This is a genomic window from Enterobacter cloacae complex sp. IR53030 (assembly GCF_049238365.1).
GTDB classification, from domain to species: Bacteria; Pseudomonadota; Gammaproteobacteria; order Enterobacterales; family Enterobacteriaceae; genus Enterobacter; species Enterobacter kobei.
Window position 1 is genome coordinate 111,721 of sequence record NZ_JBMKHA010000002.1, and the last position, 26,076, is coordinate 137,796.

The 26,076-nt window shown below is 56.5% G+C and carries 25 protein-coding genes; 8 read left to right on the forward strand and 17 right to left on the reverse strand.

Annotated elements, in window-relative coordinates; all coding sequences use genetic code 11:
- Window positions 1–15 precede the first annotated feature (15 nt).
- Genes fdnG through fdnI form a run of 3 tightly spaced genes read left to right on the forward strand, consistent with a single transcriptional unit; the run spans window position 16 to window position 4,608 of the window.
- Window positions 16–3,063 carry a formate dehydrogenase-N subunit alpha gene (gene fdnG, locus ACOTXR_RS02360; RefSeq protein WP_139153084.1) on the forward strand — a complete coding sequence of 1,016 codons (3,048 nt, stop codon included), beginning with the start codon at window positions 16–18 and terminating at the stop codon, window positions 3,061–3,063.
- A gap of 11 nt (window positions 3,064–3,074) precedes the next feature.
- Window positions 3,075–3,959 carry a formate dehydrogenase subunit beta gene (gene fdxH / locus ACOTXR_RS02365; protein WP_023330472.1) on the forward strand — a complete coding sequence of 295 codons (885 nt, stop codon included), beginning with the start codon at window positions 3,075–3,077 and terminating at the stop codon, window positions 3,957–3,959.
- On the forward strand, window positions 3,952–4,608 hold the full coding sequence (fdnI, locus tag ACOTXR_RS02370) for a formate dehydrogenase-N subunit gamma (protein ID WP_014883910.1): 657 nt from the start codon (window positions 3,952–3,954) through the stop codon (window positions 4,606–4,608). Before fdxH ends, fdnI begins: the two co-directional genes overlap by 8 nt.
- 71 nt (window positions 4,609–4,679) lie before the next feature.
- Here fdnI and ACOTXR_RS02375 read toward each other — a convergent pair whose 3' ends face one another.
- The 3 genes from ACOTXR_RS02375 to ppk2 all read right to left on the reverse strand — a co-directional run bounded on the left by ACOTXR_RS02375 (window position 4,680) and on the right by ppk2 (window position 6,112).
- Window positions 4,680–5,003: a CcdB family protein gene (locus tag ACOTXR_RS02375; RefSeq protein WP_023337335.1), complete on the reverse strand. Its 324-nt coding sequence runs from the start codon at window positions 5,001–5,003 to the stop codon at window positions 4,680–4,682.
- The gene (locus ACOTXR_RS02380) at window positions 5,003–5,191 is read right to left on the reverse strand and encodes a hypothetical protein (protein ID WP_023330470.1); all 189 of its coding nucleotides are present in this window, start codon (window positions 5,189–5,191) and stop codon (window positions 5,003–5,005) included. Before ACOTXR_RS02380 ends, ACOTXR_RS02375 begins: the two co-directional genes overlap by 1 nt.
- Before the next feature lie 102 nt (window positions 5,192–5,293).
- Complete coding sequence (gene ppk2 / locus ACOTXR_RS02385) at window positions 5,294–6,112, reverse strand: polyphosphate kinase 2 (protein ID WP_014883908.1); 819 nt, start codon at window positions 6,110–6,112, stop codon at window positions 5,294–5,296.
- A gap of 166 nt (window positions 6,113–6,278) precedes the next feature.
- Between ppk2 and araJ the strand changes: the two genes are divergently transcribed.
- Window positions 6,279–7,454, forward strand: a complete 1,176-nt coding sequence (gene araJ, locus ACOTXR_RS02390; protein WP_023337333.1) for an MFS transporter AraJ — start codon at window positions 6,279–6,281, stop codon at window positions 7,452–7,454.
- A 40-nt stretch (window positions 7,455–7,494) separates the two neighbouring features.
- On the opposite strand, the gene adhP is transcribed toward araJ, so the two are convergent.
- From adhP to ACOTXR_RS02420, 6 genes are all read right to left on the reverse strand, one after another.
- Window positions 7,495–8,505, reverse strand: a complete 1,011-nt coding sequence (adhP, locus tag ACOTXR_RS02395) for an alcohol dehydrogenase AdhP (RefSeq protein WP_023330465.1) — start codon at window positions 8,503–8,505, stop codon at window positions 7,495–7,497.
- Window positions 8,506–8,701: 196 nt separating this feature from the next.
- Window positions 8,702–10,411: an ABC-F family ATP-binding cassette domain-containing protein gene (locus tag ACOTXR_RS02400; protein ID WP_058689938.1), complete on the reverse strand. Its 1,710-nt coding sequence runs from the start codon at window positions 10,409–10,411 to the stop codon at window positions 8,702–8,704.
- 344 nt (window positions 10,412–10,755) lie between these two features.
- On the reverse strand, window positions 10,756–12,453 hold the full coding sequence (locus tag ACOTXR_RS02405; RefSeq protein WP_014883904.1) for an NAD-dependent malic enzyme: 1,698 nt from the start codon (window positions 12,451–12,453) through the stop codon (window positions 10,756–10,758).
- 176 nt (window positions 12,454–12,629) lie between these two features.
- Window positions 12,630–12,767 carry a stationary-phase-induced ribosome-associated protein gene (gene sra / locus ACOTXR_RS02410; RefSeq protein ID WP_008501714.1) on the reverse strand — a complete coding sequence of 46 codons (138 nt, stop codon included), beginning with the start codon at window positions 12,765–12,767 and terminating at the stop codon, window positions 12,630–12,632.
- 95 nt (window positions 12,768–12,862) lie between these two features.
- Window positions 12,863–13,078, reverse strand: a complete 216-nt coding sequence (bdm, locus tag ACOTXR_RS02415; RefSeq protein WP_058689939.1) for a biofilm-dependent modulation protein — start codon at window positions 13,076–13,078, stop codon at window positions 12,863–12,865.
- Between the two features lie 232 nt (window positions 13,079–13,310).
- Window positions 13,311–14,162, reverse strand: coding sequence for a Vmh family MBL fold metallo-hydrolase (locus tag ACOTXR_RS02420; protein WP_032628979.1), 852 nt, complete (start codon window positions 14,160–14,162; stop codon window positions 13,311–13,313).
- Between the two features lie 110 nt (window positions 14,163–14,272).
- Between ACOTXR_RS02420 and ACOTXR_RS02425 the strand changes: the two genes are divergently transcribed.
- Window positions 14,273–15,154: a LysR family transcriptional regulator gene (locus tag ACOTXR_RS02425; RefSeq protein ID WP_014883901.1), complete on the forward strand. Its 882-nt coding sequence runs from the start codon at window positions 14,273–14,275 to the stop codon at window positions 15,152–15,154.
- A gap of 75 nt (window positions 15,155–15,229) precedes the next feature.
- Window positions 15,230–15,658 carry an OsmC family protein gene (locus ACOTXR_RS02430; RefSeq protein ID WP_014883900.1) on the forward strand — a complete coding sequence of 143 codons (429 nt, stop codon included), beginning with the start codon at window positions 15,230–15,232 and terminating at the stop codon, window positions 15,656–15,658.
- Window positions 15,659–15,681: 23 nt separating this feature from the next.
- Here the strand turns inward: ACOTXR_RS02430 and ACOTXR_RS02435 are convergent, their stop codons facing one another.
- Window positions 15,682–16,587 (reverse strand): LysR family transcriptional regulator, encoded by a 906-nt coding sequence (locus ACOTXR_RS02435; RefSeq protein ID WP_045282128.1) that lies wholly within the window; start codon window positions 16,585–16,587, stop codon window positions 15,682–15,684.
- A gap of 133 nt (window positions 16,588–16,720) precedes the next feature.
- Between ACOTXR_RS02435 and ACOTXR_RS02440 the strand changes: the two genes are divergently transcribed.
- Window positions 16,721–17,470 (forward strand): SDR family NAD(P)-dependent oxidoreductase, encoded by a 750-nt coding sequence (locus ACOTXR_RS02440; protein WP_058689940.1) that lies wholly within the window; start codon window positions 16,721–16,723, stop codon window positions 17,468–17,470.
- On the opposite strand, the gene ACOTXR_RS02445 is transcribed toward ACOTXR_RS02440, so the two are convergent.
- From ACOTXR_RS02445 to ACOTXR_RS02475, 7 genes are read right to left on the reverse strand one after another with little or no spacing between them, the layout of a single operon-like run.
- Window positions 17,467–18,396, reverse strand: a complete 930-nt coding sequence (locus ACOTXR_RS02445; protein WP_058689941.1) for an oligopeptide/dipeptide ABC transporter ATP-binding protein — start codon at window positions 18,394–18,396, stop codon at window positions 17,467–17,469. The genes ACOTXR_RS02440 and ACOTXR_RS02445 overlap by 4 nt on opposite strands.
- Window positions 18,389–19,375 (reverse strand): ABC transporter ATP-binding protein, encoded by a 987-nt coding sequence (locus ACOTXR_RS02450; RefSeq protein WP_014883896.1) that lies wholly within the window; start codon window positions 19,373–19,375, stop codon window positions 18,389–18,391. The genes ACOTXR_RS02445 and ACOTXR_RS02450 overlap by 8 nt, the downstream gene beginning before the upstream one ends.
- Window positions 19,372–20,268, reverse strand: coding sequence for a D,D-dipeptide ABC transporter permease (ddpC, locus tag ACOTXR_RS02455; RefSeq protein ID WP_014883895.1), 897 nt, complete (start codon window positions 20,266–20,268; stop codon window positions 19,372–19,374). The genes ACOTXR_RS02450 and ddpC overlap by 4 nt, the downstream gene beginning before the upstream one ends.
- Window positions 20,265–21,287, reverse strand: coding sequence for an ABC transporter permease (locus ACOTXR_RS02460; RefSeq protein WP_421766976.1), 1,023 nt, complete (start codon window positions 21,285–21,287; stop codon window positions 20,265–20,267). Before ACOTXR_RS02460 ends, ddpC begins: the two co-directional genes overlap by 4 nt.
- Before the next feature lie 22 nt (window positions 21,288–21,309).
- The gene (locus ACOTXR_RS02465) at window positions 21,310–22,842 is read right to left on the reverse strand and encodes an ABC transporter substrate-binding protein (RefSeq protein WP_058689942.1); all 1,533 of its coding nucleotides are present in this window, start codon (window positions 22,840–22,842) and stop codon (window positions 21,310–21,312) included.
- 15 nt (window positions 22,843–22,857) lie between these two features.
- Window positions 22,858–23,433 (reverse strand): D-alanyl-D-alanine dipeptidase, encoded by a 576-nt coding sequence (ddpX, locus tag ACOTXR_RS02470; RefSeq protein WP_014883892.1) that lies wholly within the window; start codon window positions 23,431–23,433, stop codon window positions 22,858–22,860.
- A 12-nt stretch (window positions 23,434–23,445) separates the two neighbouring features.
- A complete protein-coding gene (locus ACOTXR_RS02475; protein WP_014883891.1) occupies window positions 23,446–24,300 on the reverse strand; it encodes a MurR/RpiR family transcriptional regulator in 855 nt (284 codons plus the stop codon).
- Between the two features lie 266 nt (window positions 24,301–24,566).
- On the opposite strand from ACOTXR_RS02475, the gene ACOTXR_RS02480 reads away from it, so the two are divergent.
- The gene (locus ACOTXR_RS02480) at window positions 24,567–26,048 is read left to right on the forward strand and encodes an alpha/beta hydrolase (RefSeq protein ID WP_058689943.1); all 1,482 of its coding nucleotides are present in this window, start codon (window positions 24,567–24,569) and stop codon (window positions 26,046–26,048) included.
- The last annotated feature ends 28 nt before the right edge of the window (window positions 26,049–26,076 follow it).

Consider the following 26,076-nt stretch of genomic DNA (forward strand, 5'->3'; position numbering starts at 1 on the left):
AACACGAGGACAACAATGGACGTCAGCCGCAGACAATTTTTTAAAATCTGCGCGGGCGGTATGGCCGGAACAACAGCCGCTATGCTGGGATTCGCTCCTAAAATGGCGCTGGCTCAGGCACGCAACTATAAACTGCTGCGCGCGAAAGAGATCCGTAACACCTGCACATACTGCTCCGTGGGTTGTGGGCTTTTGATGTACAGCCTGGGTGATGGCGCGAAGAACGCCAGAGAAGCGATTTATCATATTGAAGGGGACCCGGATCATCCGGTGAGCCGCGGGGCGTTATGCCCGAAAGGCGCGGGTCTGCTGGACTACGTTCACAGCGAAAACCGCCTGCGTTATCCGGAATATCGTGCGCCAGGTTCGGACAAATGGCAGCGTATTTCCTGGGATGAGGCCTTCTCCCGTATTGCAAAATTAATGAAAGCCGACCGCGACGCCAACTTTGTTGAAAAGAATGCAGAGGGGGTGACGGTCAACCGCTGGCTTTCCACCGGTATGTTATGTGCCTCTGCGGCCAGTAATGAAACCGGCATGCTGACGCAAAAATTTGTGCGCTCTCTCGGCATGCTGGCGGTTGATAACCAGGCGCGCGTCTGACACGGACCAACGGTAGCAAGTCTTGCTCCAACATTTGGTCGCGGTGCGATGACCAACCACTGGGTTGATATCAAAAACGCTAACGTCGTGGTGGTAATGGGCGGTAACGCCGCTGAAGCCCATCCGGTGGGATTCCGCTGGGCGATGGAAGCGAAAAACAACAACGATGCGACGCTGATCGTCGTCGATCCGCGCTTTACGCGCACGGCTTCGGTGGCCGATATCTATGCGCCGATCCGCTCCGGTACGGACATTACGTTCCTGTCCGGCGTACTGCTGTACTTGATCGAAAACAACAAAATTAACGCGGAATACGTTAAGCACTACACCAACGCAAACCTGCTGGTGCGGGATGACTTTGCCTTCGACGACGGGCTGTTCAGCGGCTATGACGCGGAAAAACGCCAGTATGACAAGTCCTCGTGGAACTATCAGTTCGACGAAAACGGCTATGCGATGCGCGATGAAACACTGACGCACCCGCGCTGCGTGTGGAACCTGCTGAAGCAGCATGTTTCCCGCTATACGCCGGACGTGGTGGAGAACATCTGCGGTACGCCGAAAGCGGACTTCCTGAAAGTGTGCGAAGTGCTGGCCTCCACCAGTGCGGCAGACAGAACAACGACCTTCCTGTATGCGCTGGGCTGGACGCAGCACACCGTGGGTGCGCAGAACATCCGCACCATGGCGATGATCCAGCTGCTGCTCGGCAACATGGGGATGGCAGGGGGCGGCGTGAATGCGCTGCGCGGTCACTCCAATATTCAGGGGCTCACCGACCTCGGCCTGCTCTCCACCAGCCTGCCGGGATACCTGACGCTGCCGTCGGAAAAGCAGGCAAATCTGCAAACGTATCTTGAGGCCAACACGCCAAAAGCGACGCTGCCGGATCAGGTGAACTACTGGAGCAACTATCCGAAGTTCTACGTCAGCCTGATGAAATCCTTCTACGGCGACGCGGCGCAGAAAGAGAACGACTGGGGCTTCGAGTGGCTGCCGAAGTGGGACCAGGCGTACGACGTCATTAAGTATTTCAACATGATGGATAAGGGGAACGTCACAGGGTATATCTGCCAGGGCTTTAACCCGGTAGCGTCCTTCCCGGACAAGAACAAAGTCGTTCGCAGCCTGAGCAAGCTGAAGTACATGGTCGTCATCGACCCGCTGGTGACCGAAACCTCAACCTTCTGGCAGAACCACGGTGAAGCGAACGATGTCGATCCGGCGTCGATTCAGACCGAGGTGTTCCGCCTGCCGTCCACCTGCTTTGCGGAGGAAGATGGCTCCATTGCGAACTCCGGTCGCTGGCTGCAGTGGCACTGGAAAGGCCAGGAGGCGCCGGGTGAAGCGCGGAATGACGGTGAGATCCTGGCCGGGATTTACCATCGTCTGCGCGAAATGTATCGCTCCGAGGGCGGTAAAGGCGCTGAGCCGCTGCTGAAAATGCGCTGGAACTATAAGCAGCCGGATCGTCCAGAGTCAGAAGAAGTGGCGAAAGAGAACAACGGCGTTGCGCTGGCGGATATTTATGATGCAAACGGCAGCCTGGTGGCGAAAAAAGGCCAGCTGCTGAACAGCTTCGCGCTGTTGCGTAATGACGGTACCACGGCATCTTCCTGCTGGATCTACACCGGCAGCTGGACGGAGCAGGGTAACCAGATGGCGAACCGCGATAACGCCGACCCGTCCGGGCTGGGCAATACGCTGGGCTGGGCCTGGGCGTGGCCGCTGAACCGCCGCGTGCTGTATAACCGCGCCTCCGCCGACGTGAACGGCAAGCCGTGGGATCCAAAACGCATGCTGATCCAGTGGAACGGCTCGAAGTGGGCAGGGAATGATATCCCGGACTACAACACCGCCGCGCCGGGCAGCAACACCGGGCCGTTTATCATGCAGCCGGAAGGGCTGGGTCGCCTGTTTGCGCTCAACAAGCTGGCAGAAGGGCCATTCCCGGAACACTACGAGCCGATGGAAACGCCGCTCGGCACTAACCCGCTGCACCCGAACGTGGTCTCCAGCCCGGTGGTGCGGATCTATGAAGACGACGAATTGCGCTTAGGCAAAAAGGACAAATTCCCGTATGTGGGTACAACCTATCGCCTGACCGAGCATTTCCATACCTGGACCAAGCACGCGCGGCTTAACGCCATCGCCCAGCCGGAACAGTTTGTGGAGATAAGCGAAACGCTGGCGAAAGCGAAGGGGATTGCCAACGGTGACTGCGTGAAGGTGAGCAGCAAGCGTGGCTTTATCCGTGCGGTGGCGGTGGTGACCCGTCGTCTGCAGAGCCTGAACGTTCATGGTCAGCAGGTGGAGACGGTCGGTATTCCGCTGCACTGGGGCTTTGAAGGGGTGGCGCAGAAAGGCTACATCGCCAATACCCTGACGCCAAACGTTGGCGATTCCAACTCGCAAACGCCGGAGTACAAAGCGTTTCTGGTCAACATCGAGAAAGCGTAAGGAGCGATTAAATGGCGATGGAAACACAAGACATTATTAAACGCTCCGCGACCAACCCGATTACCCCCGCGCCTCGTGCGCGGGACTATAAGGCAGAAGTCGCTAAGCTTATCGATGTCTCTTCCTGCGTGGGCTGTAAAGCCTGCCAGGTGGCCTGTTCGGAGTGGAATGATATCCGCGACGAGGTGGGGCACTGCGTCGGGGTCTACGATAATCCGGCGGATCTGAGCGCCAAATCCTGGACGGTGATGCGCTTTAGCGAGACCGAGCAGAACGGCAAGCTGGAGTGGTTAATCCGTAAAGACGGCTGCATGCACTGTGAGGATCCGGGCTGTCTGAAGGCATGCCCGTCCGCGGGGGCGATTATTCAGTATGCCAATGGGATCGTCGACTTCCAGCAGGACAACTGCATCGGCTGTGGGTACTGCATCGCGGGCTGTCCGTTTAATATTCCGCGCCTCAATAAAGAGGATAACCGGGTCTATAAATGCACACTGTGCGTGGACCGCGTGAGCGTCGGGCAGGAGCCTGCCTGTGTGAAAACCTGTCCGACCGGGGCGATTCACTTCGGCACCAAGAAAGAGATGCTTGATGTGGCGCAGGCGCGGGTGGACAAACTCAAAGCGCGCGGCTACGACAAGGCGGGTATTTATAACCCGCAGGGCGTGGGCGGTACGCACGTTATGTACGTGCTGCACCATAACGACCAGCCGGAGCTGTATCACAATCTGCCGAAAGATCCGGCGATCGACACCTCAATCAACCTGTGGAAAGGGGCGCTCAAACCGCTCTCTGCAGCGGGCTTTATCGCCACCTTTGCCGGGCTGATTTATCACTACATTGGTATCGGGCCAAATAAAGAGGTGGATGACGACGAGGAGGAGCATCATGAGTAAGTCGAAAATGATCGTGCGCACGAAGTTTGTCGACCGCGCCTGTCACTGGACGGTGGTCATTTGCTTCTTCCTGGTGGCGGTCTCCGGCATCTCGTTCTTCTTTCCTACGCTCCAGTGGCTGACGGAAACTTTCGGCACCCCGCAGATGGGACGCATTCTGCACCCGTTCTTCGGCGTGCTGATTTTCGTGGTGCTGATGTTTATGTTCGTGCGCTTCGTCCATCACAATATCCCGGATAAGCAGGACATTCCGTGGCTAAAAGGAATTGTCGAAGTGCTGAAGGGCAACGAGCATAAAGTGGCGAAAGTAGGCAAATATAATGCCGGACAAAAGATGATGTTCTGGACCATCATGAGCATGATTTTTGTGCTGCTGGTGACGGGCGTCATTATCTGGCGTCCGTATTTTGCCTCGTATTTCCCGATTCAGGTGGTGCGCTACGCGCTGCTGATCCACGCCACCTCAGCCATTATTCTGATCCATGCCATTTTGATCCATATGTATATGGCGTTCTGGGTGAAGGGGTCGATTAAAGGAATGATTGAAGGGAAGGTGAGTCGTCGCTGGGCGCAGAAACATCACCCGCGCTGGTATCGCGATGTGGAACGACTGGAAGCGAAACAGGAAAGTACGGAAGGGATGAAGTAAGACCTGCGCCGTCGGCTTTGCCCGGCGGCGCTGCGCTTGCGCGGGCAGGACAAATGCCTGGCCGACTGGCGTCATGTATTAGTTAATAAACGATCAATTGCGGCTATAACATCATGACGTGTGTTACGTAAATTACAAACAAAATCTTTGGGGTTAATTTTATTGTTGTTAAGGTTGGTTATCATGGGTGAATAAATTAGAAACGTTTCAAAATCGATATTTACGGCTGGTGCCAGCTGACTCTGCCATAACGGTAATTTATTCACTCTCGCAAGTGGCACAATTACGCGCGTGGCAAGATCATCATAATAATCATCCTGAATGAGCATATAGTAAGGCAGCTTATCCCTAGTTGCTGTAGAGGTATTCCGGTAAACATTAAATTGTCTCAGCATTAAAGCACCCTGAAAAACTCATCATCAGTAATAGTTCCATGTTTTTCCACAAACTCATTCATTGAGTGAATGAATGAACGATCCGCATCTGATGACTGACACGGCGCAACGGAGTCTGGTGAGGTATGGCTCGACGGTACTGTTGGTTTAATGCTTCGCGAGAGGGTGTGGTCAACTGTGTGTTTCATTCGTATCTCCTTTGTTGGTGCGGCCATTATCAACCGCAGCCAACAAAAAACAATACCTTTTCCCCTGGTAATCTACATTCTGCGAGCCGTCTTCCAGTAATCTTAGAACCGCTCTTCCACATAACGGAACGGGTATTTCGTCGGTTTCACTTTGCCAATTTTACGTTTCGGTAATTCCACCTTTTCAACGTGAATTTCTTTATACGGGATCTGCGTCAGGAGATGCGAAATAATATTCAGCCGCACGCGTTTTTTATCTTCCGAACGGGCCACATACCACGGTGCCCAGGCGGTATCGGTTGCCGCAAACATGGCATCGCGCGCTACGGTATATTCATCCCACAGGTTAAACGATTTAATATCCATCGGCGAGAGCTTCCATATTTTACGACCGTCGTTAATACGGTCACGTAAACGGCGCTCCTGCTCTTTCGGTGTCACCTCGAGCCAGTACTTCAGCAGAATAATCCCGGCGTCAACCATCGCTTTTTCCATCACCGGCGTACCGTCGAGAAACTTCTCCACCTGTTCCGGCGTGCAGAACCCCATGACCCGCTCGACGCCCGCGCGGTTGTACCAGCTTCGGTCGAATATCACGATCTCCCCGGCAGCGGGCAGATGGGGAACATAACGCTGAAAATAGAGCTGGGTTTTCTCTTTCTCGGTGGGGGCGGGAAGGGCAACAACGCGGAAAACGCGCGGGCTGACGCGCTCGGTGATCGCTTTTATGGTGCCCCCTTTACCGGCGCCATCGCGCCCTTCAAAAACAATACACACTTTTAACCCTTTGGCGACGACCCACTGCTGGAGCTTCACCAGTTCAACGTGGAGGCGACGAAGCTCTTTTTCGTACTCTTTGGTTTTCAGCGGGGCATTTTTTTCGACATCAACAGCGACACTGGTTTTCTTCTTGCTTCCCATGATTGTCATCCTCAGGTTGTCCGGCGCGGGAAAAAGCGAGGCCGCACTATGAAGTGTAATCCACCTGAATTAATGGATTAACGTGTCAGCCAGCTGATTTGAACTGGCTCACCATACAAGTTTGTTCAATAATGCCCGTCGCGAGTTTTTAACCTGTGGTCGTGGTATGAAAAAGACAATTTTTTCGTTGGCGCTTGGCACGTTTGGCCTGGGGATGGCTGAATTTGGCATTATGGGTGTGCTCACCGAACTGGCGCACGATACCGGCATTTCTATTCCCTCGGCCGGGAATATGATTTCGTTTTATGCTTTCGGCGTGGTGATTGGTGCCCCGATTGTGGCGCTCTTTTCGGGCAAGTTCTCGTTAAAAACCACGCTGTTGTTCCTGGTGGCGATGTGCGCTGTCGGCAATGCGCTGTTTACTTTCTCCACGTCCTATTTCTGGCTGGCGCTGGGGCGTTTAATTTCTGGTTTTCCGCACGGGGCCATTTTTGGCGTCGGGGCGATTATCCTCTCTAAAATAGCGCCACCGGGGAAGGTAACGGTTGCCGTGGCCGGGATGATCGCCGGTATGACCGTGGCTAACCTGGTCGGTGTCCCGCTGGGTACCTGGCTGGGGCACGCATTTAACTGGCGCTATACCTTTTTCCTGATTGCGGTGTTCGATGCGCTGGTGATCCTGTCGGTTATCCTTTGGGTGCCACACCTCCATGACAAATCAGAAATCAAATTGACCGAGCAGTTCCAGTTTCTGAAAAGACCAGAACCGTGGCTGATTTTTGCCGCCACTATGTTTGGTAACGCCGGTGTATTTGCGTGGTTCAGCTTCGTTAAGCCCTTTATGGTTAACGTCTCCGGTTTTTCGGAAGGGGTGATGACCGCCATCATGATGCTGATGGGTCTTGGGATGGTGTTGGGCAATCTGTTAAGCGGTAAACTCTCTGGTCGCTTTAGCCCACTGCGCATTGCCGCCACCACCGATATGGTGATTGTCGCCTCACTGCTGCTGCTTTTTGCCACTGGCGAACAGAAAACGGCCTCGCTGGTCATGGGCTTTATCTGCTGTGCCGGGCTGTTTGCGCTCTCTGCGCCGCTGCAAATCCTCCTTCTGCAAAATGCGAAGGGCGGTGAGATGCTGGGGGCGGCAGGGGGACAGATGGCATTTAATCTCGGCAGTGCGATTGGCGCGTACTTTGGCGGGATGATGATTACCCTTGGCTTTAGCTGGCGTTACGTCACGCTACCAGCGGCGATACTCTCATTCTCGGCCATGAGCGCATTGCTGTTGTACGGATATCTGCGGACAAGACAGTCACACGTTAAGGCTCGTACGGCTGTATGAAAACCGCTCCCTTTCGGGAGCGGTGATAAATGATGAGCGCTTATGAGCGTAAATCAATCACCATACGGCCACGGATCTGACCCTGTTCCATCTCTTTGAAGATGGCGTTGATGTCTTCGATTGGACGCATTGTCACCTTCGGTACCACTTTACCTTCCGCCGCAAACTGGAACGCTTCCTGCAGATCCTGACGGGTACCAACCAGTGAACCCACCACCTGAATGCCGTCCAGCACCAGGCGCGGAATATCCAGGCTCATCGCTTCCGGTGGCAGACCAACCGCGACCACGCGACCACCGGCGCGCACGGCATCCACCGCGGAGTTGAAGGCCGCTTTTGCGACGGCAGTGACGACAGCAGCATGTGCGCCGCCGGTTTTTTCCTGCACAATTTTAGCGGCATCTTCACTGCGGGAGTTGATGGTCAAATCCGCACCCATGCTGGCGGCAAGCTTCAGCTGTTCGTCATTAACATCCAACGCGATGACCTTGGCGTTAAAGACGTTTTTAGCATACTGCAGCGCAAGGTTGCCCAGTCCACCCAGACCATAAATGGCAATCCACTGGCCCGGTTTAATACCTGAGATCTTCACCGCTTTGTAAGTGGTGACACCGGCGCAGGTGATGCTGCTGGCGGCAGCAGAATCCAGGCCGTCCGGTACTTTTACCGCGTAATCGGCGGTGACGATGCACTCTTCCGCCATGCCGCCATCAACGGAGTAACCGGCATTTTTTACATCGCGGCACAGGGTTTCGTTGCCGGTATTACAGTATTCACAGTGACCACAGCCCTCAAAGAACCAGGCTACGCTTGCGCGATCGCCGACCTTCAGCGACGTCACGCCAGGGCCGATTTCTTTGACGATGCCAATCCCTTCATGGCCCAGGATCACCCCGGTTTTATCGCCAAAGTCACCGTTCTTTACGTGAAGATCGGTATGGCATACGCCACAGCATTCCATCTTCAGCAGGGCTTCCCCGTGCTTGAGCGGGCGCAAGGTTTTTTCGGTAACGTTAACCTGATGATCCTGAGTAACAACAGCAGCCTTCATGTGTATCTCCTTGTTCATGATGAGTATCTGCATAGCAGGTGTAATACTCCTCAAGGATTAATGCTTAAGCGCTGTAATGCAAGGCACCCGCAACATAATGTCATCATTTAATGCGATTTCAGAATAAGAATACGGCGTTCCTCTAATAATTAAGGGGGAAAATACTGGCCCGACGAGAGGCTCGCCGGGCGCAGCGTTACAGCTGTGCTTCTATCTCCTTAATTTCTTTACGCCATTGAGCCTGCAGCTGTGGTTTCTGATGCTTTGGCTTCCGCGCCAGATCGTCTTCCAGCAATGTTTCCAGTGCGACCAGCCGTTCAAGCAGATCGTCAGAGGGGGATACAGGCATGGTCGTGGCGTCGACGGGAGCTGGGGATGTTACCAGTCCCGCGCTTTCACGCAGCCGCTCGAATACCGCTTCTGCATCATGCCATTCGCTCAGCTTTCCCTCTTCAATTAACCAGAAACGGTTGCAGCTTTGGCTAATTAACTGACGGTCGTGGCTGACCAGCAGGACGCCGCCCTCAAACTGCTGCAGGGTTTGCGCCAGCGCCTCTTTGCCCTCCATGTCGAGATGGTTGGTCGGCTCATCGAGCATCAGCAGGCTATAGCGGGCAAGCGTCAGGCCGACAAACAGCAGTCGAGAGCGTTCGCCACCGCTGAGCGTACTGACGTTTTGTCCGTGACGCGCCCACGGAAATCCGGCGCTGATGAGCGCCATTTTTCTGTGTTGCGGGTCGGGCGCGAACGGCTCCAGCGCGTCAAACAGCGTGGCGTCATCTGGCAGCTGGTTCAGCGTCTGATCGTAATAACCAGCTGACACGCGTGGATGAAGTTTCAGCCCCGTATCGCTCTGCTCATTGCTAAAACAGCGCCAGATAAGCTTCATCAGGGACGATTTTCCGCAGCCGTTACGACCCACAATCGCCACGCGATCGCCGCTTTTCAGACGCGCGATGTCGATGTTAAACAACTCAGAAAGCCCCGGCGCAGGCGGCACGCCGAGGTTTTCTATCTCCAGCAGACGGTCGGCGCGAAGCGCATCGCCGCGCAGGGTTAACGTCCACTGGCTGCCAGCCGTAAGCGCCGTCTGGCTCTCCTTCAGCCGTTCGACCTGTTTTTCCATCTGTTTGGCTTTCCGGGCCAGGTCTTCGTTATCGTAAACCTTGCCCCAGGTCGCCAGCCGCTTCGCGCTGGCGGTCACGCGGTCGATCTCCTTTTGCTCCGCCTTGTGGCGCTGCGCGTCGCTTTCATCTTTTGCTTCAAGCGCCTTGCGTGCGGCCGTGCAGGGAAGGGCAAAGTAGTGCAGCGTTTTATCGCGCAGGATCCAGCTGCCGTTTGTGACGGCATCCAGCAACTGTCGGTCGTGCGAGACCAGCACGAAGCTGCCTGACCAGTTCTGTAAAAAATGTTCCAGCCAGAGCATGGTCGGCAAATCGAGGTGGTTACTGGGTTCATCCAGCAGGAGCAGATCCGGCTCGTGAATCAACGCCCGCGCCAGCAGCAGCCGGGTGTGTTGCCCGCCGCTCAGCGTGGCGGAGCGCAGCGTCATATCCTGCGGGGTAAAGCCCATGCCGGCCAGCAGCGTTTCGGCTTTCCAGCGCAGGCTATCGCGCTCAGCTAAAGGCAGCTGTGCGAGTACGGCATCCAGCATGGTCAGCGGGAAAATAGCGTCCGGAAGATGTTGCTCAATGCGCGCCATCAGGCAGTGCCCGGCCAGCGCTACCGTACCGGCGGCGGGGGAGTCTGTGCCGTCAAGCACCTTTAAAAGCGTACTTTTTCCGCAGCCGTTATCGCCCAGCAGGCCAATGCGGGCGCCTTTTTTCAGCGTAAAAGAAAGGGAGTCGAAGAGCGTGCCAAACGCCGTATCAACACGTAAAGATTGTGCAGTGAGTAAAGTGCTCATTGTTGCTTACCCAAGAGTTACAGGCATGTTTATGCCTCGTCAAACATCGCTGACGATAACTCAGTAAGCCCGAGAGAAGGGATTTCAGGGGTTGGTGTCTTCGCTCAAGCAGAAGTTATCGCAGCACGATACCGATAACGCTTGAGCGGGTGCGATCACCAAATGTATGTGAAACATTGAAAATTTCACAGTACAGCATAATTTGCCTCCTTATATATTCAGTAGGTTAATGGATGAAAGGAGTGTAGCGGGGGAAAGGGGGTTTGGCTAGTGGGATTCGATGATGCGGTCTGATGCCCTCACCCTAACCCTCTCCCACGGGGAGAGGGAACGGTCGGAGCAAATTAAATCGAGGTACGGCGATAGCTGCGGTATTCAGGCTTCCAGAAGTTATCGTCAATAGCCTGCTGCAGCGCGTCGGCAGAGGTTTTCACCGCCACGCCCTGCTGCTGCGCCATTTTACCTACCGCAAACGCGATAGCGCGCGACACCTTGTGGATGTCCTTCAGCTCAGGCAGTACCAGCCCTTCACCATCATTGACCAGCGGCGAGTGGCCCGCGAGGGTTTCGCTCGCGGACATCAGCATCTCATCGGTAATGCGAGACGCGCCGGAGGCGATCACGCCCAGACCAATACCCGGGAAGATATAGGAGTTGTTGCACTGGGCAATCGGATAGGTTTTATCCTTCCATACCACCGGATCGAACGGGCTGCCGGTCGCAACCAGCGCGTTACCTTCGGTCCAGGCGATGATGTCCTGCGGCGTCGCTTCCACGCGGGAGGTCGGGTTGGAAAGCGGCATCACGATAGGGCGCTCGCAGTGCTTGTGCATCTCACGAATAATCTCTTCCGTGAAGAGGCCGGTTTGTCCGGAAACGCCGATCAGAATATCCGGCTTCACGTTGCGCACCACGTCCAGCAGGGAGAGGACTTCGTTGTCAGTATCCCAGTTTTTCAGGTTCTCGCGTTTCTGCACCAGTTTGGTCTGGAACGGCAGCAGGTTCGGCATACCGTCGGTCAGCAGGCCGAAACGGTCAACCATAAACACGCGGGAGCGGGCCAGCTCTTCACTCAGGCCTTCACGCTGCGTCTGGGCAATAATCTGTTCGGCGATACCGCAGCCTGCGGAGCCTGCCCCGAGGAAGACGATTTTCTGGTAGCTCAGCTGGCTGCCGGCTGCGCGGCTGGCGGCGATAAGCGTACCCACGGTCACGGCTGCGGTGCCCTGGATATCGTCGTTAAAGGAGCAGATCTCATCGCGATAGCGGTTCAGCAGCGGCATCGCGTTCTTCTGCGCAAAGTCTTCGAACTGCAGCAGCACGTCCGGCCAGCGGTGTTTCACGGCCTGGATGAAATCGTCAACAAACTGGTAATACTCTTCGTCGGTAATACGCGGATGACGCCAGCCCATATACAGGGGATCGTTCAACAGCTGCTGGTTATTGGTACCCACATCCAGCACCACCGGCAGGGTATACGCCGGGCTGATGCCGCCACAGGCGGTGTACAGTGACAGCTTACCGATCGGAATACCCATCCCGCCGATGCCCTGGTCACCCAGACCCAAAATGCGCTCGCCGTCAGTGACCACAATGACTTTGATGTTGTGGTTAGGCACGTTCTGCAGAATATCGTCCATGTTGTGACGGTTCTGGTAAGAAATGAATACCCCGCGGGAGCGACGGTAGATCTCAGAGAAACGCTCGCAGGCAGCACCCACGGTCGGGGTATAGATCACCGGCATCATCTCTTCCAGATGGTTCTGCACCAGGCGGTAGAAGAGGGTTTCATTGGTGTCCTGAATGTTGCGTAGGTAGATGTGCTTGTCGATTTCGGTTTTGAAGCCCTGATACTGGATCCACGCGCGCTCTGCCTGTTCTTCGATGGTTTCAACCACTTCGGGCAGTAAACCCAGCAGGTTGAAGCTGCTGCGCTCTTCCATGCTGAAGGCGCTACCTTTGTTGAGCAGGGGGAATTCGAGTAAAACCGGTCCGGCATAAGGGATATATAAGGAACGATGTTTTTTCAGTTTGTTGTCCATGTCACTCACTCTTTTTTTGAAGATCCGTCCCTGACACTGCTGTTTGTCATCTTTCTGGCCTGTGCGATGGGGTGCGGTCGGGCGGTATTATAAAGGAGCTGAATATTAATTACCGCAACACATAAACAAAAACACCATCGGTTTTGCCGATGGTGTTCTCTGTCTCAGTCTGGAACTTACTTGCCTGCGTGGCGTTTTCTGCCGGTGGCGTGAGTGACTTGCGTCTCGTGGTCGCCTTCAATCACCACTTTACGCTGATTAGAAAGCTTGTAGTTCAGTCCCAGAATGTGGCGTGCCTGACGGTTCGATTTCATGTTAACTCCTCAATCCTGTTGATAGTTTTAAGGACCAGTTTGCTTACGCAAACGAAATGTAACCCCTTAGGTTGCAGATCCAGCTTAGCAGGTTTTTACAAAGTTGCGTTTCGCCCGCTGACGACGTAGTTAATGGTCTGCTGGTAGATGTCACTGAGGATGTCATTATCCGTGGATTCCACCCACCTGGTCAGTTCCATCAAAATGTCATCTTCAGTCACAGCACCGTGTTCGGCGTGAAGACCCTGCGCAATCGCGTTAACGAGCTCAGGTTGTGCTGCTGCAGTATTAGCCGGGTAATAAGTAAACATGCTGCCTCCGTGTCGTTGTCTGTTTAATGGTACGGCTCGCAAAAAATGTAATTCATAAACAGAATGGCAAATATTTTACCCGTTGTGGCTAAGATTCATCTTAGAAACGAAAATGTCATAAGTGCATGCTTTTATGCACTTTTAAAACGTGGGGATAAATGGACGTTGGGCAACGAGGATATTTTGGCGGTGCTCCTGCTATGGGGGAAATATAGCAGGAGCCGTTTTTAACTTACCACTTCATTTCGCCGGTATTTACTTTGGCGCTTAATTCCAGGGAGCTCTCTTCGGCAAGATCCGGGTACTGTTTTTTCATCGCGCCGATAACGCCCGCGGAGTCTTTGTGTGCGGATAAAGCCTGTTCAAAATGCTGCAGGTAGCCACGCGTAAAATCAATCGCGCCCGTTCCGGCAGGCGGAGTCCCAAGATAGTGACCCGGGATCACGCGTTCAGGTTTGTGCGCAGCCATATTGTCCAGGGTTTGCTGCCACTGCTGGCGGCGAGCAGGCGTCTGGGTATCTGCCGTCCAGACGTGAATACCCCAGGAGACACCGGTGCCACCGAGGATCGTTTTCGCAGACGGGATCCACACGTAAGCCGCGTAACTGTCTGGTTGTTCAATGTCGATCTTTTCCCCGTCAACCATAAACGTGGTTGAGGCGAGCACCTGCGGAACGACCAGCGTCGTTGGCGCGCCGTCTTTCATCTGCGGGCCCCAGAAGGCGAGTTTGGCGTCTTTGGTGGCCTTAATATGGTCAACCACCTGCTGCGTGGCCACCACTTTGGCATTCGGGAAGGCTTTTACCAGCGGTTGCAGACCAAAATAGAAATCCGGATCGCCGGAAGTGATCACAATCTTGTTCAGCGTTTTACCGCTGCGGCGAATTTTCTCCACCAGCGCTTCGCCATCTTTCACGCTGAACTGAGCGTCAAACAGAACGGCTTCTTTCGGGCCAGAGACCAGCGTGGAAGAGACCGCGAAAATGCCTTTTTCCTGCGGGTTATACGTGTCAATGGTCAACGGCGCGGCAAAAACAGCCGGTGTGAAAAGGGCGCAAAGCAGTGCAAGGCGAGTAAGCTTCATCATCATGTCTCTGTGGTTCAGGAAAGTCTCTATTGTACGGATATTTGTATTTGCCAGAATTCCTGAAACAAGACATGCTTAGTTTCATAAATCGAGCAAATGGAGCGTATATGGATCGCGTTATTGCCGCTCAGGTCTACAACCGGATATGCGAGCTGGGAAGTTTGAGCGCGGCGGCCCGCGCATTGGGGATCTCGCGACCGATGGTGAGCCGCTACCTGGAACAAATGGAAAAGTGGGCGGGAACACGGCTGGTTAACCGCTCCACGCGCAAGCTGACGCTGACCGCAGCCGGCGAAAAAGTGTTGCAGAAAACGCGGACGCTTTCGCAGCTCTCGCAGGAGATTGAGGGCCAGTCGGAGAAAGATTTGCCGTCAGGCACGCTGCGGGTCGCCTGTGCACACTTTACCGCCATGCACCTGATTGCGCCGGTGCTCCCCGGGCTGCTCGCGCGCTACCCGCAGCTGCGCATCGAGCTGGATGTGAACAACCACCCGGTGAGCCTGGTAGGGGAGCGTATTGATGTCGCCGTACGCATTACCGACACCCCCGAACCGGGCATGATCGCCCGCCGACTCGGGGAGTGTCGTTCAGTCCTTTGCGCCTCGCCGGACTATCTTGCTCAGCACGGAACGCCCGTCAGTCCAGAAGATTTAGCGCAGCATAATTGCCTGCACTACAGCTTTTTCGCCGGGCAGTCCTGGCATTTTCTTACACCGGAAGGTGAAAGCCTGAGCGTGGCCGTCAGCGGCAACCTGAGCGCCAGCATCTCATCGCTGTTGATGGACGCCGCGATTAACCACTGCGGTATCGCCATGTTGCCGGAGCGTGAGGCATCTGACGCGCTGGCGCAGGGATTACTGGTGCCGGTTCTGAGCGTGCTGGAGCCGAAACCGCTTGCCATCCATGGCATTTACCAGTCCCGGGAATATCAACCTGCCGCACTGCGCGCATTCCTTGATGCACTGGCGCAACATGTGTTCAGTGGCTAAGACTCTTCTATCTTCGCCGCAGAATCTGAGTAGCCTTCTATACTTAATCCTTTGTAAGCCAAAAGGAGAGCAAGAATGACTATTCATAAGCACGGTTCAGCACACTGGTCTGGCGACATTAAACGCGGGAAAGGAACGGTTTCTACCGAGAGCGGCGTTCTCAATCAGCAGCCTTATGGCTTTAACACCCGCTTTGAGGGTGAAAAGGGGACCAACCCTGAGGAGCTGATTGGCGCGGCACACGCCGCCTGTTTCTCGATGGCGCTTTCGCTGATGCTGGGTGAGGCGGGCTATACCGCCGATTCCATTGATACCACTGCAGACGTCTCGCTGGATAAAACCGACGGCGGTTTTGCCATCACAAAGGTTGCGCTGAAAAGCAAGGTGACTGTTCCCGGCATCGCGCCTCAGCAGTTTGACGGCATCATTCAGAAAGCGAAAGCAGGCTGCCCGGTGTCGCAGCTGCTGAAAGCCGACATCACGCTCGATTACAAACTCAACTAAGCCCCAGCCGGGTTCGCGCCCGGCTATCCCTTCAGCGCGGCGGGGAATACCTCCGCCAGCCAGGCAATAAATACCTTCAGGCGGTGCGTTAAATGCCGGTTTTGGGGGTAAACCACATGAAACGGATAGGCCGCAGGGCGCCAGTCGCTCAGGATTGCCGTCAATGTTCCCGTCTGCAAATAGTGGTTTGCCGAATACTCAAAAGTCTGAACAATCCCAAGTCCCGCCGCGGCAGCCGCGAGATGGGCATTGCTTTCATTGACGCCGAGATAGTGTGGAATGCTGATTTCCAGCGCCTCGCCATCCTGTCTGAAGCGAAACGGAAAGGCCCGCCCGGTGACCGGAGAGAGATAGCTTATCAATTTGTGGCCGTTGCGCAGCTCCTGCGGATAGGCCGGGACGCCATGATTCTTCAGATAACCCGGCGTCGCGCAGGTAACCATTTCAGCATTGCCAAGATGTCGGGCAATAAGTGTTGAGTCGTTCAGCGGGCCGCCGCGAATAACACAGTCTACGTTACCGCTGATTAAGTCTACGGGCCGGTCGGCCACCCCAAGATCGATCCGGATATCCGGGTAGCGCTGCATGAAATCTGGTAGCAGGGGGATGAGCACGTCGCGGGCGGTGGAGCCGCCGATGTCGACGCGCAGATGCCCCTTTGGCGTCGCGCGAGAAACGCGAAAAGAGGTGTCAATATCTTCGATATCAATCAGCACCCTGAGTGCTTTTTCATAGTATTCCGCCCCCTCAGGCGTGGTGACGACCCGGCGGGTGGTGCGGTGCAGGAGGCGGATCTCAAGATGCGTTTCGAGAGATTTCACCAGTTTGCTCAGGGTGGCTATCGGCATATTCAGCGAATCCGCCGCGCGCGTAAAACTGCCGGATTCCACCACCCGCGTAAAGGCACGCATTGCCATTAACTGGTCCATCAGGCCCTCTGATTATTTCTGTATGTGAATAGTCATTTTCATTTTTGCCCATTTTTTATTAATGCTGCAAGGGCTAAAGTTTGTTCAACGCGAGCGAAAGCGCGCAAATCAAGCCCAACAAAAGGTAAATGACATGAACACGACTCTTTCAGGAAAAATTGCACTGGTAACCGGCGGCAGTACCGGTATTGGTCTTGCCACGGCGCAGGAGCTGGCGGCTCAGGGGGCGAAGGTGTACATCACCGGACGTCGTCAGGCCGAGCTGGACGCGGCGGTGGCTGAAATTGCTTCAACGGCAGTGGGCATTCGTGCGGATGTCTCTAAACTCGGCGATCTGGATGAGGTTTATGCCCGGATTGCAAAAGAGGAAGGCCGTCTGGATATCCTGTTCGCCAATGCGGGGGGCGGTAATATGCTGCCGCTGGGCGCGATCACCGAAGAGCAGTTTGACCGTATTTTCGGGACTAACGTCCGCGGCGTGCTCTTTACGGTGCAGAAGGCGCTGCCGCTCTTATCCGCCGGATCGTCGATTATTCTGACCGGCTCGACGGTCTCCATTAAGGGGACGGCAAACTTTAGCGTCTACAGCGCCAGTAAGGCCGCCGTTCGCAACTTTGCCCGCTCCTGGGCGCTGGATTTGCAGGGCCGCGGGATCCGCGTCAACGTGGTGAGTCCGGGCCCAATCAAAACCCCGGGTCTCGGTGATTTGGTGCCGGAAGAACACCGTCAGGGGCTGTACGATGCGCTGGCCGCGCAGGTCCCGCTCGGACGTTTAGGCGCGCCGGGTGAAGTAGGGAAAGCGGTGGCGTTCCTGGCCTCCGATGCGGCCAGCTTTATTAACGCCACCGAGCTGTTTGTGGACGGCGGGATGGCGCAAATCTAACCCAGGCTGAGCCAGCAGCGAACGTGACGGCCCTCGTGAGAGGGCTGTAAAGCCTGGGGATCTTCACACCCCTGCGTGGCCAGCGGGCAACGGTCGCGGAAAAAGCAGCCTTTGGGCAGGTGACGGTTTCCGGGAAGCTCCGTTTTGCGTAACGCCAGCGTTTCGTCCAGCGGTTCACCGGTGCGGGGAACCGAATCGAGCAACAGACGGGTATAAGGATGGCGCGGTTCCCCCAGCACCTGGGCGGCACTGCCCAGCTCCACAATCTGCCCGAGGTACATTACCGCCACGCGGTCACTCATGTGTCGGACCACCGAGACGTTATGCGAAATTAACACATAAGTCAGATTACGCTGCTGTTGCAGGGTCACCAGCAGATTGAGGATTTGCGCCTGCACGGAGATATCCAGCGCGCTGGTCGGTTCGTCGAGCACGATGATGTCCGGATCGGACGAGAGAGCCCGGGCGATGGCGATGCGCTGGCGCTGGCCGCCGGAAAAGGCGTGCGGTAGCCGGTCGAGATATTCCGGACGAATGCCAACCTGCAACGCCAGGTTTTCCGCCATCTGTCGGCGTTCCCGTTCGGGGCTGCGTTTTTGCACCCACACCGGCTCGGTGATGATGCGCCAGACCGGCAAGCGCGGATCGAGCGACGAGAGCGGGTCCTGAAACACCATCTGCATGCCGCCCGCGTGGTTTACCCGCTGGTATGCCCCGGCGCTGGGCTTAAGCATGCCCATCAGCAGCTGGGCCAGCGTGCTTTTACCGCAGCCGGATTCCCCGACAATGCCCAGCGTTTCTCCCCGGCGGATCTGCAGATCGAGTCCGTTGAGCGCATGCACCTGCTCGGTGACGCGGCCCAGCCAGTTTTTACGTGCCGCAAAGTTTACGTGCACGCTATCCAGTTCCAGCAGCACATCAGACATGGGGTTTCTCCTGTTGCGGATACCAGCAGGCGGCCTGTTGGCCTTCTGCGCCATGGGGGTGTAAGCGCGGGGTTTCGCTGCATTTCGCCCCGGCGGCAAAGCAGCGATCGCGGAATGCGCATCCCTGCGGAAGCTGGCTGAGGTTGGGGACGGTGCCGGGGATGGCCGGGAGCAGATCGCGCGGCTGACCGTTCTCCGGCGCACACTTCAGCAGGCCAATGGAGTAGGGATGAACTGGGGCATGGATCAGCGTTTGCGTGGCGCCGCTCTCTATCACGCTACCGGCATACATCACATACATTCTGTCGCAGAGCTGGGATACCACGGCCATATCATGGCTGATAAACAGCACAGAGGTGCCGCTGGCCCGCGCCTTATGCTTCAGCAAGCGCAGCACCTGCAGCTGGACGGTAACGTCCAGTGCGGTGGTCGGTTCGTCGGCAATGATCAGCTCCGGCTCGCAGGAGAAGGCAAGGGCGATCATCACCCGCTGGCGCATGCCGCCGGAGAGTTCGAACGGATAACGCGCCATCACCTGGTGCGCGTCCGGGATTTGCATCTCTTCCAGCAGGGTAATCGCCTTTTGTTGCGCCTCCCGCCGGGAAAGTGGTCGATGCTGGCGGATCACCTCCACCATCTGTTTGCCAATCTGTCGCGTCGGATTGAGGGCGGTCATCGGCTCCTGAAAAATCATCGCCACTCTGGCGCCGCGCCACTGGCGGAGCTGTTTCTCAGATGCCGCGAGGACATTTTCACCCAGTAGCATCACCTGGCCCTGATGGATCCGGTAGCTGCCTTCCGGCAGCAGCCGCATGGCGAGCATTGCGGTCACGGATTTCCCCGATCCCGATTCGCCCACCACGCCGACGATCTCACCCCTTTTGATCTCCAGCGAGACGTTATTCAGCGCGTGGACCTCACCGCGAAAAATCGGGAAGCTCAGGTGCAGGTCTTCAATGCGTAATACCGATTCGGTCATGACTGTTTCCCTCCTGACTTCGGATCCAGCAGGTCGCGGATACCGTCACCGAACAGGTTAAAACCCACGGCGGTAATCAAAATGGCCGCACCGGGAAAGGCGCAATACCACCACTGGTCGAGAACGTAGTTACGGCCAACGGCCACCATCGCCCCCCATTCGGCGGTCGGCTGCTGTGCACCCAGACCAATAAACCCCAGCGTCGCGGCCATCAGAATAGCGCTACCAATGTCCAGCGAAGCCTGCACAATCAGCGGCGGCAGGGCATTACGCAGAATATGCCAGCGGATCAAATGCCAGCGCGATGCGCCAAACGTGCGGGCGGCCTGCACGTAGGTAAACTGGCGGACCACCAGCGTCTGGCCGCGCGCCAGACGGACGTAAAACGGAATGCGGACAATGGCGATCGCCAGCATGGCGTTAAACAGGCTCGGGCCGAGCGCGGCAGCCAGCGCCATGGTCAGCACCAGAGAGGGTATAGAGAGCATGATGTCCATCACCCGCATGATGATGGCGTCACCGCGCCCACCCAGTACGCCGGACAAACAGCCCAGCAGCGAGCCAATGCCGCCTGCAATCACCACCACCGCCAGCCCGGCGGCGATCGACTGCTGGCTGCCTGCCAGGACGCGGCTGAACAGATCGCGTCCCACTTCATCGGTACCAAACCAGTGTTGTGCGGACGGTGCCTGCAGACGGGCGGTCAGATCCAGCGCGTTCGGGTCATGCGGCACAATCCACGGTGAGGTCACCATCACCAGGAGCATCGCAATCATAATCACGCCGCCAACTATCGTGAGTGGGCTTTGTCGCAGCATCCAGAACAGTTTTGCCCAGTTGATACGTTGTCTGGCAGTTTTAACCGGGACGGGCGTTTCCTGCGTTAACATCATTCGGCACCTCCGCGCCCAATTCGCGGGTCAATCCATAGATAAAGCAGATCGACCACCAGATTCACCAATACGTAGGCCAGAGAGACGACGACAGCGAAGCCCATCACGGCAGGGAAATCGAGCGCCTGAATGGACGTCACCACCCAGGCACCCATCCCCGGCCAGGCAAAGACGGTTTCGGTCAGTACTGCACCGTACAGCAAATCGCCCAGCGCCAGCCCGAGCACGGTAATCGACGGGATCATCGCATTGGGCAGAGCGTAACGCAGGACGATATACCAGCCAGGCAGGCCGCTGGCGCGCGCCGTGCGGATGTAGTCCTCGCTAAGCTGCTCCAGCATCGCGGAACGCACCTGACGCGCCACGATGCCCAGGTGAACAAACGCCAGCGTCAGCGAGGGTAAAATCAGATGCTGAAGCGCATTGAGAAAGACCTCGACGTTGCCCTCCAGCAGGGCATCCAGCAGGTAAAACCCGGTGACGTGCGTCGGCGGATCGAGCCAGTCTTCCAGTCTGCCGCCGCCCGGCAGGATCTGCAGGTGCCCGTAGAAAAGCACAATAACGCCCAGACCGAGCCAGAAGGCTGGTGTGGAAATGCCGGTCATCGCCATTAATCGCACCAGATGGTCCAGCCAGCGGTTGCGATAGACCGCCGACAAAATCCCCAACGGCACGCCGATGACCAGCGCCAGTAGCAGGGAGCAAAAGGCCAGCTCCAGCGTGGCAGGGAAAAAGGCCTTCAGGTCTTGTGCAACCGGACGTCCGGTACGAATGGACGTGCCGAGATCGCCATGGGCGAGAGCATCGACGTAGCGACCAAACTGGATATACAGCGGCTGATCCAGCCCCAGTTGCTGGCGGATGTTTTGCACGATGTCGTCGCTGGCACGGTCTCCGGCCAGCAGACGGGCCGGATCGCCGGGGATCATGTGTGAAATAATAAAGGTAATGATACAGACACCGGCCACCACCAGGAGTAATCCCCAGCAGCGCTGGCGCACAATGCTCCAGAACGTCATACACTTTCCCCCGGCGAATTCGTTATTTACTCATGGTGGCGATGTTGAACACCTGCTCAAGCATCGGATTAAAGGTGAAGCCTTTAACCTCTTTGTTCATCGCCAGCTGATAGTTCTTCTGGAACAGATAAACGTAGGCCGCCTCGTCAATCACCACTTTTTGCGCCTGCTGGTAATCTTTGGTGCGTTCTGCCTGATCGGTGGTTTTCAGCGCGGCCTGCAGCAGCGAGTCGACCTCTTTGTTTTCATAGAATGAACGGTTGCCCGGCAGCCCTTTTTTGTCTGATTCGAACCAGTAGTTCATGAACATATAGGGGTCGGCAAAGTCCGGGCTCCAGTTACCGATTGCAATGTCGTAATCGCCTTTACCGACGCGGTCGCGCATGGTGGCGTTCGCCAGTTTCTCCAGCTTGACGTTAATGCCGATCTTGCCGAGGCTGGCCTGGGTTGAGAGGGCGATAGGTTCCCAGTTCGGATCGTTATCCGAGTAAAGGAAGGTCAGGCTGGCGGGCTTGTCTTTGACCTTCTCCAGCGCCGCTTTCGCTTTGGCCTCATCATAGCTGTACTGCATTGCCGTGGCGTCAAAGCCCCACATGCCTTCCGGGATCGGGCCGCGCATCTGCTTGCCGTTGCCGCTCAGAATGCCTTTCACCATGCCCTGGTAGTCCGTCGCCCATGAAATGGCTCGACGTAAATCCACCTGATTGAGCGGCGCTTTGCTGTTGTTGAGGTAGAGATAGGTCACGCGCAGGGACGGGTATTCCGCGACGGCGACTTTTCCTTCCTGCTTCAGGGCCGAGAGCTGATCGACCGGCAGGGAGTCGGCAATGTCCAGATCGCCGCGGGAAAGCTGCAATCGGCGGGAGGCGCTCTCTCCGATAATTTTTACCGATACACGCTTAAAGTGCGGTTTTTCACCCTGCCAGTGTGGGTTAGGCACCAGCACCAGCTGCTGGCCTTTCTGCCAGCTTTTGAGCATAAACGGCCCGGAACCGGCGGTGTTTTGCGCCAGGAAACCGCGCGCATCGTCCGCGGCATTTGCCTTCAGCACTGCCGGGTTAATGATGGATGCCCCGTCATTTGCCAGCGTGTAAAGGAAGGGGGCAAACGGCTGGCTGAGGGTGAATTTCACCGTATGGTCATCTACCGCATCAATTTTCAGATCTTTCGGGAAGGCTTCAGACGGCCCCTGGCCGAGCTTCAGCAGGCGTTCAAAAGAGCGTTTTACCGCTTCGGCGGTGACCGGCGTGCCGTCGGAGAATTTCGCGTTATCCGCCAGGGTAAAGGTCCACTCTTTCTGGTCGTCGGACGCTTTCCAGCCTGTCGAGAGATCGCCCTCCACCTCGGTAGAGCCTGGCTTGTACTTGACCAGACGCTGATAGGACGGATAGGTGACGGTCCAGTCGTTGTTATCAATGGTGATGGCAGGGTCGAGCGTTTGCGGGTCGGCGGCTTTACCAATCACCAGCATGTCTTTCGGGACGGCAGCCAGCGCCAGCGGAGCGTTCATTACCAGCGTGGCGGCGATCAGGGTCGTGAGAAGCGATGTTTTCATGGCAGTGCTCCAGGTTTAAAGAGGGGTGTGCGTCAGGGGAAAACAGGCAAAACGGTCATCAAGCAGCGGGTAGCTGGCGGCGTTCGGCAGTTCAAAGTGCCACCATTCGCTGCTGATACCGACAAAACCGCCACCGAACATGATGGCATTCAGCAGCAGACGGTTGCGCTGGGCGTGCGGCGGTACGGAAGGGTGATACGGATGCGAGCGGTCGTGCATTTCGTCAAAACCGGCGCCCATATCCAGCACGGTATTGTGTTCGTCCATCAGCGTGACGTCGATGGCCGTGCCGCGACTGTGATTGGAGCCAATCGCAACGTCGACCACATACTCCGGGTTCGGGCAGGCATCCCACAGCTGGGCCTGCGCCTGCTGCGGTCGGTAGGCGTCGTACACCACCAGCTTCAGCCCGGCCAGCGTGGCAATGCTGATGGCTTTTGCCAGCGCGGTGGCGGCGTCGGTATGCAGCAGGCACAGCGCCTCTTGGTAGATCGGGCGACCGGTGATGTTGTCGGCAGTGGCGTACTTCAGATCGATATGCAGCGTGGGAAATGTCTTCGCCACATCAATCAGTTCACTCTCTTCGGGCATAGCTCCGCTCCTTTAGCGTTCGAATTGACCAAACTCTTGTTGTAATTGCCGGTTTACCGCCAGACGTGCCGGGAGCGCATCACCCAACGCTTCCACCACGCCCGACAGCAGCAGGTTGAACAAACAGCTCACGGGGGCAAGTGAATCCCAGAAATGACCGGTATCGGTTTTCACCTGCAGTAAGTCCATCGGATAATCCCGCGCCCACGGACACCAGATGTCGGTGATTAAGGCCAGCGGAATGCCTTTTTCGCTCGCGACGCGGCAGTACTGGCGGGCCATCGCGGAGTAGGCGCGCGTATCGGTCAGCACGACATAAGGGTGCGAAAACCCCGAGTTGAGGGATTCCACCCAGCTTCCGGATGCCCCCTCCGAATAGCTCACGCGCGGGCGCAGGTACTCAAGGTGGCTGAAGAAGGCGTTGGCAATCCCGCGGGTGGACTGGATCCCCAGCACAAACACCGCATCCGCATGGGCCAGGTTGTGTACGACCTGGCGGAAGACGTCCGTTTGCGCGAGCTGATACACCTGCGTGATGGCGTCCACTTCCAGCGAAAGGGCGTGCTGAAGGCGGTTGGGCAGGGGGCGCTGCTGTTGCCAGGAGTCCAGACGTTCGTTCATACCCCAGGGCTGATACGGATCGCGCAGGCTCTTTTTGACATCCTCCAGGTTGCGGTAGCCCAGCTTGCGCAGAAAGCGTCCCACGGTGATCCCGCTCGTCCCGCTCGCCTGACCGACGCTTTCAGCCGTTTCAAACGGTATCTGCGCGGCGTGGGCAAGCAACCAGCTTCCGACCCGTTTTTCGCTGGGCGTGAACTGGCTAAACATCGTTTCGATACGGCTCAACATCTCAGGTTTCGTCGTCATACCGCCTCGCTGTTAACACGCTGTCAAAAGCCGATCTTGTGTTACCTCGTTAACAATGCATGACGCGTGCCAGGAACACAGGCGAGGGAATGCCTGCTCTGCTGTAAACTTCATGCAATATTTAGTTAACGGATGATCAACATTTGTGCAGCGTAGTTCACTTTTGGTGCAGTGACAGAATCTGCACGTATGAATTTGGTGAATACGTCAGCCCGTTCACATTTTTGATAAGATAGAAACACAGTAGACATGAAAGGGATCCCGGCATGGCGAATTGGCCCTGGCGAGTCAGCGAGCATCTGATGGTGCTTGTTAAGAAAATAGCGATGGTGGTGGGGATCGTACTGGTCGTCCTGCTGGCAGTGCGGGTCTATCTCTCGCAGCAGGGGCCTGAACTGCATCTCTGGCATACCTGGCGGGCAGATGAGATGTCCGTACGCGAGCTCGATGGCGCCGACTTTGCCGGGTATGTTGCCCGCGAAAATGCCATTTTCGCCGATCTTAATACCGCGGTGACGGCAAAAACAGAGCATGAGGAACAATCGCCGCTAAACCGCTATTACCGCCAGAGCCTGGTCTGGCCGGGTCAGTTTTCACCGGATGCCAACCGCTCTTTTGTACTCATGCCAGCCGGAAAGCCGCGCGGCGCGGTGGTGTTGCTCCATGGACTGACGGATTCACCCTATAGCGTCAGACATCTTGCTCAGAATTATCAGGCCCACGGCTTTGTGGCCGTGGTTCCGCGCCTGCCCGGACACGGCACCGCGCCTGGCGCGCTGACGGACGTTGACTGGGAGATGTGGCTGGCGGCGACGCGCCTTGCCGTTCGGGAAGCGACGCGTCTGGCGGGAGAAAATGTGCCCCTGCATCTGGTGGGCTATTCCAACGGCGGGGCGCTGGCGATGAAATATGCCCTCGATGCACTTGACGCGCCAGCGCTGCGTAAGCCGCAGCAGCTGGTGCTGCTGTCGCCGATGATCGGCGTGACGGCATTCGCACGATTCGCCGGTTTCGCCGGGTTACCGGCGCTGCTCCCGGCGTTTGCCAAAGCGGCGTGGCTGAATATTTCCCCGGAATATAACCCGTATAAATACAACTCGTTCCCGGTGAACGCCGCCCGCCAGTCGTGGCTGTTGACGAAGGCGCTGCAGGAGCAGATTGGCCGGGAGGCGCGGGAAAACAGGCTGGCAACGCTGCCGCCGGTTCTGGCATTCCAGTCGGTGATGGATTCCACCGTCAGCACCCGCGCGGTGGTGAACGGCTTGTTTGATCAGCTTCCGGCAAATGGCAGCGAGCTGGTGGTATTTGATATCAACCAGGCGGCGAGCTTCCGTCCGCTGTTCAAGCCCTCGTCCTGGACGGCCACCTCAGCGCTGCTGCCTACTGCCGATAGACGTTACACTGTCACGATTATTGCCAATGCGAATGAACACAGTTTCTCAACGGTAGCGAAAATCACCCCGGCAGGAAGCACTCACGAGACGGTCGTGCCGCTTGGGCAGTCCTGGCCGCAGGATGTCTATTCCCTGTCGCACGTTGCGGTGCCGTTCCCGCCGAATGACGATCTCTATGGCCGGGAGCCTGACGTGAAAAACCGCTACGGCATTAGCCTGGGGACGATAGCGCTCTGGGGGGAAACCTCTGTATTGAGCGTCGGGAAAGAGGCGCTTATGCGGGTCACCTCAAACCCGTTCTACGGCTACATGGAGGAGAGGATCAACAGCCGAATCGGGGATGAGAAAAAGTAACGTTCTTCTGTTGTGTGAATATGTTAGG